Annotated in this window: 10 protein-coding genes; 7 read left to right on the forward strand and 3 right to left on the reverse strand. The window is 40.2% G+C overall.

Annotated elements, in window-relative coordinates:
• Positions 1 to 130 precede the first annotated feature (130 nt).
• Both PSE72_RS12185 and PSE72_RS12190 read left to right on the forward strand, forming a co-directional pair.
• A complete protein-coding gene (locus tag PSE72_RS12185; protein WP_272690971.1) occupies positions 131 to 1,816 on the forward strand; it encodes an ABC transporter ATP-binding protein in 1,686 nt (561 codons plus the stop codon).
• Positions 1,809 to 3,443 carry an ATP-binding cassette domain-containing protein gene (locus PSE72_RS12190; RefSeq protein ID WP_198641958.1) on the forward strand — a complete coding sequence of 545 codons (1,635 nt, stop codon included), beginning with the start codon at positions 1,809 to 1,811 and terminating at the stop codon, positions 3,441 to 3,443. The genes PSE72_RS12185 and PSE72_RS12190 overlap by 8 nt, the downstream gene beginning before the upstream one ends.
• A 91-nt stretch (positions 3,444 to 3,534) precedes the next feature.
• On the opposite strand, the gene yiiM is transcribed toward PSE72_RS12190, so the two are convergent.
• Complete coding sequence (yiiM, locus tag PSE72_RS12195) at positions 3,535 to 4,212, reverse strand: 6-hydroxyaminopurine reductase (RefSeq protein WP_115166314.1); 678 nt, start codon at positions 4,210 to 4,212, stop codon at positions 3,535 to 3,537.
• Positions 4,213 to 4,349: 137 nt separating this feature from the next.
• Positions 4,350 to 4,976 (reverse strand): superoxide dismutase [Mn], encoded by a 627-nt coding sequence (gene sodA / locus PSE72_RS12200; protein ID WP_004906628.1) that lies wholly within the window; start codon positions 4,974 to 4,976, stop codon positions 4,350 to 4,352.
• A 417-nt stretch (positions 4,977 to 5,393) separates the two neighbouring features.
• On the opposite strand from sodA, the gene acs reads away from it, so the two are divergent.
• From acs to PSE72_RS19965, 5 genes are all read left to right on the forward strand, one after another.
• Positions 5,394 to 7,349 carry an acetate--CoA ligase gene (gene acs / locus PSE72_RS12205; RefSeq protein WP_115166313.1) on the forward strand — a complete coding sequence of 652 codons (1,956 nt, stop codon included), beginning with the start codon at positions 5,394 to 5,396 and terminating at the stop codon, positions 7,347 to 7,349.
• Positions 7,350 to 7,544: 195 nt separating this feature from the next.
• Entirely contained in the window at positions 7,545 to 7,856 is a 312-nt protein-coding gene (locus tag PSE72_RS12210) for a DUF485 domain-containing protein (RefSeq protein ID WP_004906633.1), read from the forward strand.
• Positions 7,853 to 9,502 carry a cation/acetate symporter ActP gene (gene actP, locus PSE72_RS12215; RefSeq protein ID WP_115166312.1) on the forward strand — a complete coding sequence of 550 codons (1,650 nt, stop codon included), beginning with the start codon at positions 7,853 to 7,855 and terminating at the stop codon, positions 9,500 to 9,502. Before PSE72_RS12210 ends, actP begins: the two co-directional genes overlap by 4 nt.
• A gap of 156 nt (positions 9,503 to 9,658) precedes the next feature.
• Positions 9,659 to 10,006 (forward strand): 3-deoxy-7-phosphoheptulonate synthase, encoded by a 348-nt coding sequence (locus tag PSE72_RS19960; protein ID WP_244069410.1) that lies wholly within the window; start codon positions 9,659 to 9,661, stop codon positions 10,004 to 10,006.
• Positions 9,975 to 10,115, forward strand: coding sequence for a 3-deoxy-7-phosphoheptulonate synthase (locus PSE72_RS19965; protein ID WP_109913247.1), 141 nt, complete (start codon positions 9,975 to 9,977; stop codon positions 10,113 to 10,115). The genes PSE72_RS19960 and PSE72_RS19965 overlap by 32 nt, the downstream gene beginning before the upstream one ends.
• A 114-nt stretch (positions 10,116 to 10,229) precedes the next feature.
• On the opposite strand, the gene PSE72_RS12220 is transcribed toward PSE72_RS19965, so the two are convergent.
• Positions 10,230 to 10,658 carry a hypothetical protein gene (locus tag PSE72_RS12220; protein WP_004906643.1) on the reverse strand — a complete coding sequence of 143 codons (429 nt, stop codon included), beginning with the start codon at positions 10,656 to 10,658 and terminating at the stop codon, positions 10,230 to 10,232.
• Positions 10,659 to 11,407 lie beyond the last annotated feature (749 nt).

Raw genomic sequence — 11,407 nt, forward strand, 5'->3', positions numbered from 1 at the left:
AAAGCGCTTTAAAAATGAATACCGCCAATAAGGCCTGCAAACAAAACAAATAGTCTGGCAAGCAAAACAACTAATTCACGATAACAAAGCGAAATAAATTAAAGTGACCGATTCGCTATGGAGGTTTCGCATGTACCGCGCACTTTGGGAATTACTTCGTCCCTATCGCTTCACACTATTATTTGCACTTATTTTACAAGCCATCGCAGGCCTCTGTTCACTCATTCCATTGATAGCAATTAGCCAAATTGCCAACGCTTCCGTTCATCAATATTATGAATGGGTTGTTATTGCATCCATAGGGGGTGTGAGCTGGCTAATTTGCCAAACTTTTGCTCTGTATTTAACACATCAAACTGATAACCATCTCTGCCATCAACTCAGGCTACAACTTCTGGATAAAGTAGAAAAACTCCCTCTAAACCACTTTGCCCAACATGGTCGAGATGGCTTTTTGCAAATAGCTGACCGTGATGTTCGCTGGCTACATCAATTAACCGCTCATGCCCCTGCAGATATCACAAAATTAATTATCGTCCCAATAACAGCAGCTCTCATTTTATTATGGCAAAATGCACTACTCACCATTTTTTGCTTAATGCCATTAATCACCTCGGTTTTTTTATTTAAACAAATGCGTTCTATACGTTATCAGGCGCTATATACCTCACGTAACCGGACAATGAGTGCCCTGTATGAACAATATGCTGAACTTGCAGATAACCCGCTACAGGCAAGGCAATATCCCAATCAATCCATTCAAAAAAAAACATCACAAGCGTTATACCAATTTGAAATCGCCTTTAAGCGATGGATAAGTAAAATAGGCGCCTTGAGCTCACTGACTCAAGTCGGTATCAGCAGCACATTGCTGTCATTATGGGTTATTTTTGGGGTTTCATTACTCTCTGAGCCCGTACCTCTCGCTCAAATCATTTTATTCATTCTATTAATTAGTAGTATTGCTGCCCCCGTTGCTGCAATGGGGCATGGTGCAGACGCCTTGAACCTTGCTGTTAGCGCATCAGAACGTATTCGCCAACTTCTAGCTGAACCGGATATGCATTACGGAGAAAAGGAAATTACCCCATCCCAAGGTGAGCTCAAACTTGTCCAAGTTGACGTTAAAATAGGTGATAACTCAATATTATCGAATATTAATATCACCGTAGCCCCCAACGAATTTATTGCTATTGTCGGAACGTCTGGAGCGGGAAAAAGCACCTTAATACAACTTATGGCGCGCTTTTTAGACCCAACAGAGGGAAATGTCCTCTTTAACTCGGTTCCATTACCACTGCTATCATTAACTAGTTTGAACCGTACGGTTTCCATCGTCATGCAAAGCACCCCGCCTCTGCCTTGTTCTGTGCGTGAAAATCTACAGCTATTTGCCCCTAACTCCACTGAAGATGATATGTACCGTTACCTTGGTGAGCTCAACTTATTATCACTGGTAAAACAACAACCTAAAGGGCTGGATGCCGTAATAGAGCAAGATATGGTGTTGTCCGGTGGAGAGGCTCTACGCCTCGCGATTGCACGAGCATTGCTATCACCAGCGCCTTTATTGCTGCTTGATGAACCGACATCCGCACTTGACCCTCGAAATGCACAGCGGGTGCTTAATTTATTGTATAGCGAGCCGCGAACTTGTGTACTTATTACCCATGACTTAAACGGCTTGAATCTCGCAGACCGCATATTATTGTTAGACAACGGAAAATTAATCGCACAAGGCTCGCATCAACAACTTTCAATACATTCAGAACCCTATCAGCAACTTTTACGTGCATTGGAGGAGAACTGTGCTTAAACGCTTATTGTGCACCGTACGTAATGCTATATTTTGGATGACCCTAAGCGCTGTTTTAGAGGGAATTAGCGGGTTATTTTTATTTGTTGTTATTTTAGATTGGCACCTTGATACCACTATGCCATTAATACTATTCACTCTTTCTAGCTTAACAACACTCGCCGTAACATTTATAGCCACCCAGAAAGGCTATGTTGCAGGGGGATTGGTGATGCGCTATCTTGCTACGGCACTTATTCGCCATCTGCCGCTTTCATTGCAACCCATTTCAAACAGCAACCAATTAATTTCAGGACCTGTATCACAGGTTATGTCTGTACCCGCACATTTACTCCATCCTATTATTAATGGGTTAGTCACGCCCTGTACTATCGTGATTGGAATGTTAGTCTATCAAGGTGCATTTGGCGCTATTTTACTGTTTATACTCCTTTTGTTATTAGTCTCTTTACGCTTATCTGCCAGAAAAATTGCCTTTTTTGAACGAGCAGCTCATGAATCAGAACAACAAGCAATGAGTGCACTCAACCAATATGCGCTCCACCAGCCATTGATTCGTCGCTCAAATACCCATTATGAGCAGCTGCATCCCAAATTTGCCTTAGCATCCCAATATCAAACTCAGAGACAGCTACAACGAAGAAGCTTGCCATTTCACTTATTATTTTCATTAATGGTACAAACCGCGTTTATTACGCTCTTTGGGTTCGGTATTTATTTAGTTGATCATGCAAAGATGCCATTAAATATGTGGCTAGCAGGGTTAGTTTTATTAGCGCGCTTAATTGAACCTATGTGGTTACTTTCTCATTTAGATCAATCAATTAGACAAATGAAAAAAGCAATTCAACGAATCGAAATAGCCTTGCAGGCTCCGGTATTAACATTTCCTTATCGTTCATCAACACCCACTATCGATAGCGTTAGCTGTGAACAGTTATCATTTTACAGTGACAATAAAAAATGCATTTTACAAAACATAGGTCTTAGCTTTAAGGAACATACACTTACCGCCATTGTAGGGCCATCAGGAGCAGGAAAAAGTACATTATTAAGCTTACTCGCTCGCTTACAAGACCCAACATATGGCAGTGTGAACTACGGTAATAAAAATATTAAAAACCTATCACAAGAGGTGTTGTGTGCTCACCGGGGAGTCTTACTACAAGATAGCCGTTTATTTTGCGGTAGCGTACGCCAAAATTTGGTACTTGATGATGATAATATTGATGACCGGGTAATCAGTGCATTACTGACACAACTTAATTTCACTGCCAATCATACGTTCTTAGAAAAAGAGGTTGGTTCTGGCGGTATGTTACTTTCTGGAGGACAAAGACAACGGCTGTGTATTGCAAGATTGATTCTACAGCATCCTAATATCATTTTAATGGATGAACCAACAGCAAGCCTTGATAACATCAATACAGCCTCCGTGATTGACCTTATTACTCAAGCCAAACAACAGACACGTATCGTCGTCACCCACCAGCCTAATCTAGCCCGACAAGCAGATGAAATTGTGTATATGGAGAAAGGAAAAATTATCGCTCAGGGAACACATCTCGAATTAATGGCGAATATCCCGTGGTACCAACAGTTTATACAACAAACACCTAAGACATAGGCATTCTCAGTATCGCACGTTATATTACTAGCAAACGCTTATGGCTAAAGACTCTCTTTGTTATAAGCGCACAATAGCTTTTCGCTAGCGATTAACGTTTACCAAACAACCGGTGCTTAAACTCTTCGATGCGGTGGTTATCTAAACGGTTCTGCATGGTTAAGCTCCAACTTGCGGATAACCCTGCAGCACTTAACAGGCGCTGGTATAGTTCCTCATCATAAGGAGCGTGAAATGCAATCATAATGGCTTCTTGTACTGAAATATCACTATTGCGGCTCAATAGCGTTAATGGCGCATTTTCACTAACATTGCCTGTTTTAATGACACGGTACAACCAACCACAGCGCCCATTGTCTTGCATCATTTGTGCAAAATTTTCAATTCCCGTTAACCCATTGAGCTTATAACAAGGGGAACGAGGTTGAGTGACCTGAATACGCGCATCACCCCATGCAAAAATATCCCCAATAAATACGTTTTCTTCAGTCATACCCAACGTTGATATATTTTCCCCAAATACAGAGGCAACAAATAAATCGGCTAAATCAGGATATGCATTGACCCAGAAATCATAATGTTCCCTAGGATAATGGCAAAGTGCTCTATCTGGCCCACCATGGAAGCGCTTTTCAGCTTGTTCATCGCCATCAAGCCCCAATTGCCCTAACATCAATAACCCGTCGGCAGCTTGCTTATGAATAGCGCTGTGCCCACAAGACTGGGTTGCTTGGACTTTACCGATAAAGACCTGGGGAAAATATGACATGAACAGTGCTCTCCACTTAGCAAAGTAATAGATCTTCCATCATAAAGAATGCCAGTAGAGATAACAATTGGTGGAGTACAAATAAAAAAAGCGCAGCATTAACGCTGCGCTTATGGCAAATAAATTATCTTATAAAATTATTTAGCTTTTGCTGCAAAACGTGCCGCTGCTTCATCCCAGTTCACAACTGACCAGAATGCTTTAATATAATCAGGGCGGCGGTTTTGGAATTTCAGGTAATAAGCGTGTTCCCATACGTCTAAACCGATAATTGGGTAACCAGATACGCCTGAAATAGCCTCACCCATTAATGGGCTGTCTTGGTTAGCAGTTGAAACGACAGCTAATTTACCGTCATCTTTCAGAACCAGCCATGCCCAGCCAGAACCGAAACGTGTTGCAGCTGCTTTTTCAAACAGTTCTTTAAATGCATCAACGCTACCGAAATCACGCTCAATCGCAGCTTTCAGTTCGCCTTTTAATTCAGTACCTAATTTCAAACCTTTCCAGAACAGACTATGGTTTGAGTGGCCACCAGCGTTGTTACGAACAAACGTACGTTGATCAGCTGGGATTTGGTCCAATTTTTGAATCAAAACATCGATATCTAAACCCGCTAATTCAGGCAGTTTTTCTAACGCTGTATTGGTGTTAGTCACATAGGTTTGATGGTGCTTGGTATGGTGGATTTCCATGGTTTGCTTGTCAAAGTGTGGTTCCAGCGCATCATAAGCATAAGGTAAAGCAGGTAATGTATAACTCATATTATTGTCTCCAGTGACGTAAATACCGCTATGTTTCTCATTTTTACCACAAGGCTCATAGGGTAAACACTTGCGTAACTTCGCACCTTGTGAATAACTATCTATTATAGTTATTTTACTGTTAATGAAAATCATTATCAAACCCATAGTAAATATATGGATATTTATATTCGCTATGAGAACTCCTTTATTCAGTAACTAATACCAATAACCCCATCGTTTATTTTTCTTTAAATCTACCTTTTATTATATTTTTAGCTTTATATTTCAATTTGATATTTAGCATCAAATGATAATCCTGCAAATCTCATTACAATTAATACGTGATCTTCCGCGCAAAAGAAAAACAAATTTAAAAATCGTGCTTTAGTTAACCATTTTTTGACATAGTATTAACATCTGCAAGGAGATAATAATATGACTCAAATAACTAAACATCCCGTTCCTGCTGAAATTGCAAAAAATGCCCTGATAAACGAACAACAGTATAACGATGAGTACCAACGCTCGATTCAAGACCCTGAAGGATTTTGGGGCGAAAAAGGAAAAATCGTTGATTGGATTAAACCTTATACACGTGTCAAGAACACCTCTTTTGACCCCGGCCATATTGATATCCGCTGGTTTGAAGATGGTACGTTAAATTTAAGTGCAAACTGTTTGGATCGCCATCTGGCTGAAAAAGGCGACCAAACTGCGATTATTTGGGAAGGCGATGACCCCTCATCGTCAAAAAATGTCACTTACCGCGAACTACACCATGATGTTTGTCAGTTTGCTAATGTTTTGAAACAACAAGGTATTCGTAAAGGCGATGTTGTCGCCATTTACATGCCGATGGTTGTCGAAGCTGCTGTCGCGATGCTGGCTTGTGCTCGTATTGGCGCGATACATACAGTCATTTTTGCTGGTTTCTCCCCTGAGGCGGTCTCTGGTCGCGTTATTGACTGTAAAGCAAAGCTAATCATCACCGCAGATGAAGGCTTACGAGCGGGTCGTGCAATTCCATTAAAGAAAAATGTGGATGACGCACTCGCTAACCCGCAAGTCACTACGGTTTCTAATGTGATTGTTTACCAACGTACAGGCAATGCGCCGAGCTGGGTAGAAGGGCGTGATCTCTGGTGGCACGACGTCATCAAAGGGGTCAGTGCAGATTGCCCTCCAGAAGAAATTAACGCAGAAGACCCACTGTTCATCCTATATACCTCTGGTTCTACAGGTAAGCCAAAAGGCGTTCTGCATAGCACTGGCGGTTATTTAGTCTATGCTACACTGACATTCAAATACACCTTCGACTACCATCCAGGTGAAGTCTATTGGTGTACTGCAGATGTGGGCTGGGTTACAGGCCATAGCTATTTGTTATATGGCCCATTATCCAATGGTGCTAAAACATTAATGTTCGAAGGGGTACCTAATTACCCAGCAGTTAACCGAATGAGCCAAGTGGTTGATAAACACCAAGTCAATATCCTTTATACCGCCCCAACTGCTATCCGTGCATTAATGGCCGAAGGCGATAAAGCCATTGAAGGTACAGATCGCAGCTCATTACGAATTCTCGGTTCAGTGGGAGAACCCATTAATCCTGAAGCTTGGGAATGGTTCTACAAAAAAATTGGTAATAGCCGCTGCCCAGTGGTTGATACATGGTGGCAAACCGAAACAGGTGGTTTCATGATCACACCACTTCCGGGAGCAACCATGTTAAAGCCAGGGTCTGCAACATTGCCATTCTTTGGTGTTCGCCCTGCATTAGTCGATAACCTTGGTGAGCCTATCGAAGGCGCCACAGAAGGTAACTTAGTGATTGTTGATTCATGGCCGGGCCAAGCCCGAACCTTATTTGGCGATCACGAACGCTTCGAGCAAACCTATTTCTCAACCTTTAAAGGCATGTACTTTAGTGGTGATGGTGCTCGTCGTGATGAAGATGGTTATTACTGGATCACAGGCCGTGTTGACGATGTACTGAATATTTCGGGCCATCGTTTAGGTACTGCAGAAATAGAATCAGCGCTCGTTGCACATCCGAAAGTGGCCGAAGCTGCAGTGGTCGGGATTCCTCATAATATTAAAGGCCAAGCAATCTATGCTTATGTCACATTAATATCTGGGGTTGAGCCATCACCAGAGCTATACACCGAAGTTCGCAACTGGGTTCGTAAGGAAATCGGCCCTATTGCCACCCCGGATGTACTTCACTGGACAGATTCACTACCTAAAACTCGTTCCGGTAAAATCATGCGTCGCATCCTACGAAAAATTGCATCAGGAGACACCAGTAATTTCGGAGATACCTCCACGCTGGCCGATCCTGGTGTTGTCGAAAAACTACTCGAAGAAAAACAGTCTATGAGTATGTCATAACGCCAAAAGGCCAACTCATAGAGGCGGCCTTACATACATCCCAACAAGATGGTTTACTCTAAATAATTCGAGGGGTAGCTAGGCGACAAGCGAACGAAGCACGAGGGGCATACACAAGTATGTAACTCGTGTGAGTGAGTGTAGTCAACAAAGCTGCAACTTGAAGTATGACGAGTATAACAGAGGAGAACTCTGATGAATGCTACTGCTTACGAAAAGGTAGAGGATAACCCTCGCTTTAAAGAACTGGTTAGAAAACGTAGTCGCTTTTCATGGTTGTTATCAATAATAACGCTCGTGCTGTATGTTGGTTTTATTTTTCTTATCGCTTTTGACCCAAGCTGGCTTGGAACACCAATATCCGAAGGTTCATACATTACAAGAGGAATTCCTGTTGGTGTAGGGCTGATCGTCATTTCATTTGTACTAACGGGGCTTTACGTTATCCGGGCTAACGGTGAATACGACCGTTTAACAGCAGAAATTTTAAAAGAGGTAGAAAAATGAAAATATTGCTCTCACTCATTCTCTTTTTTACCTCCTCAATAGCGTTTCCCGATGCATTGACAGGGGATGTTGAACGCCAGCCTGTGAATATTCAGGCGATTGTGATGTTCTTACTGTTTGTCGGCTTTACCTTATATATAACTTACTGGGCGTCAAAAAGAACGCGTTCTCGCTCTGATTACTATACTGCAGGCGGGAAAATTACAGGTTTCCAAAACGGGATGGCTATCGCGGGCGACTTTATGTCAGCGGCTTCCTTTTTAGGGATCTCCGCCCTGGTTTATACTTCTGGCTACGATGGCCTGATTTACTCGATTGGCTTCTTAATTGGCTGGCCGATCATTCTATTCTTAATTGCCGAGCGCTTACGTAATTTAGGTCGCTATACTTTCGCTGACGTCGCTTCTTATCGATTAAAACAAAGACCAATTCGCATTCTATCTGCGGTTGGTTCTCTGGTTGTTGTTGCACTGTATCTTATTGCTCAAATGGTGGGTGCGGGTAAATTAATTGAATTATTATTTGGTCTCAATTACCACGTCGCGGTTGTTATTGTGGGTATATTGATGGTGCTGTATGTCCTATTTGGTGGAATGTTAGCCACAACTTGGGTTCAAATTATTAAAGCCATCTTGTTATTAGCTGGTGCAACATTCATGGCTGTTATGGTTATGAAGCATGTTGGCTTTAACTTTAATACCTTATTTAAAGAAGCCGTAGAAGTTCATAAAAATGGTATTGCTATCATGAGTCCTGGAGGGCTGGTCTCCGACCCTATATCCGCCTTATCCCTTGGTTTAGCATTAATGTTTGGTACAGCAGGCCTCCCTCACATTATTATGCGATTCTTCACCGTTAGTGACGCGAAAGAAGCACGTAAAAGTGTGTTCTATGCCACTGGATTTATCGGTTACTTTTACATATTAACCTTTATTATTGGTTTTGGTGCCATCGTTCTTGTCAGTTCCAATCCTGCATTTAAAGATGCTGCTGGTGCATTAATTGGTGGCACCAATATGGCCGCTGTACACCTTGCTGATGCAGTTGGTGGTAATTTCTTCTTAGGCTTTATTTCTGCAGTTGCATTCGCCACCATCCTTGCAGTTGTTGCTGGTTTAACCTTAGCAGGCGCCTCCGCGGTTTCTCATGACCTATATGCGATGGCAATGAAAAATGGTAAAGCTGATGAAAAAGATGAATTACGCGTATCTAAAATTACCGTTGTTATCTTAGGTTTTGTTGCTATCGGGTTAGGCATTCTGTTTGAAAAACAAAACATTGCTTTCATGGTTGGCTTAGCCTTCTCCATCGCCGCAAGCTGTAACTTCCCAATCATTTTACTCTCAATGTACTGGCGCAAACTGACTACTCGTGGAGCATTAGCTGGTGGCTGGTTTGGTTTAATTACTGCAGTTGTCTTGATGATTTTAGGGCCAACCATCTGGGTCAGCATTCTTCATCATGAGAAACCAATTTACCCTTATGAATACCCAGCAATTTTTTCTATGGCTGTTGCGTTTATTGCTGCCTGGTTATTCTCTGTAACAGATAATTCAGAACAAGGAAAAATGGAAAGAGAGCGCTTTAAAGAACAATTTATTCGTTCACAGATTGGGCTTGGTATTGAACAAGGAAAATCGCATTAACGTCGACCTCTCATAATTATATAGAATAAAAAACGGCTATTTATGCCGTTTTTTTTATTCTATATAACGTAAATATTAAATAACAATGAATAACAATTACATATCGAATATTTAAGAGAGGTAGAAAAACCTATTGGTATCAAATGCGGGCCAAATATCACATCATATACATTGCTGAAATTAATAAAGAAATTAAACCCTAGTCAAGAAAAAGGAAAAACAGTTCTCATCATTAGAATGGGAGCAGGTGTTATTAAACAAAAACTCCCGGCTCTCATAAAATCAATTCAGCCCAGTGGCAAGCCCGTCATTTGGATGATTGTCCCTATGCATGGTAATACTAAAAATGCCAAAGAAGGATATAAAACACGCTATTTTACGGGTATTACTAATGAAATGATTCAATTCATTCATATATTAAAGGAGGCAGGAGTACATCTAGGAGGTGCCCATTTAGAAATGACAGGACTAGATGTTACTGAGTGCACAGGGAGGTATCCTTGAAATCAGCGAAGAAGATATTAGTTATAAATATCAGTCATTATATGACCCTAGACTCAACAAAATGCAATCTCTCGAAATTGCATATCTTCTAGGTAAAAATTGGAATTAGTTATTTTTATTAATCTAGCCCTCAATGTAGGGCCAGCCTTTGCAATAGATAAAAAATCCCCCAACTAAAAGTAGCCGAGGGATATGCAAACATTTATTAGATTGTTAGTGTGTGCTAATTTGCATAGTGCAGTCTTTCTCTATTAGCCCAATCTTCAACAAGTGAATAAGTACTTGATGGGTTTGCCTTTCTCTCTTCTTGAAGGCTCTTAAACTCTGCTTTATTTTTTGGCGTATAACGCATCAATAATTGGTCTAATACAATATGCTTTTCAGCAAATTCAGAATCCATTTTTAGACGCTTATACAATGTGTATGTGATGATGGCACTAACCGCCAACATGGAGATCACCGCGACAAAGCTGTAATCTATTCCAAAATAAATTCTTGCTGCATTTAATAGTAAAAATGGTACAAAAAACATCACAAGTATAGAAAGAATAATTGCACCATCTTGCCCATTGTTAAATTCAAATTCATTCTGCTTATTTACAGAAAGAATTTGATCAAAAATCTTATGATTAGCGCTTTTTGCCTTTTTCATGTGATCCACCTTTGGCACATAAACAATATTTACATGAAATACAGTTAGTTAATGATTACAGCTTATGCTATTAACGACACCTTGGACTGTGTTCTTTCCATTGAAAATTCTATTTATAAACAAATTTTATATCTAATGTAATATCTTAAGTTGATTTACTCATTATAAGCACAATAAAATAAAACATCAATTTAACAATTTTTATATATAAAAATAACCATTCGAATAAATTTTAGACGTAAATTTAAAATGGTGATGAACAGCTTTTATACCAGAAAAAATGGCTTATAACATTTTATCTATTGATATTATTAATATTTAAATGATAAACACATACTTTTTGTACATACTAATTAACACCATAAAAACCATAAAATAGAAAAAATCTAAATAAGTAAAGTAGAGTAAATCGATGAACTAACCTTACTAATTCATTATTTATTTTAATAGATTAGAATTTATCTATCGGTAGAGTGTATAAATGAATTCATTTCATACCTATTTAAGAAATGATGGTTCAAGCTTACCTTCACTGCTCCACTTTATTTTTTAAGTGGACTGTCACTTATTTCCCAAGCAATTCCATTCATCGAGGTGATAGGTAAACCACCAACCCGCTATATCCATTGGATTTTACTAAAACTCTGCTACCCACCAAACAACTTGTGAGCTGTTACTTACTACTCTGAGTCTCTCATTAGCATTCAACCTCTAATTTCATTAAAATTTCGCTACATACCAAACAAACC

The sequence above is a fragment of the Providencia sp. PROV116 genome, assembly GCF_028482485.1.
GTDB classification, from domain to species: Bacteria; Pseudomonadota; Gammaproteobacteria; order Enterobacterales; family Enterobacteriaceae; genus Providencia; species Providencia rettgeri.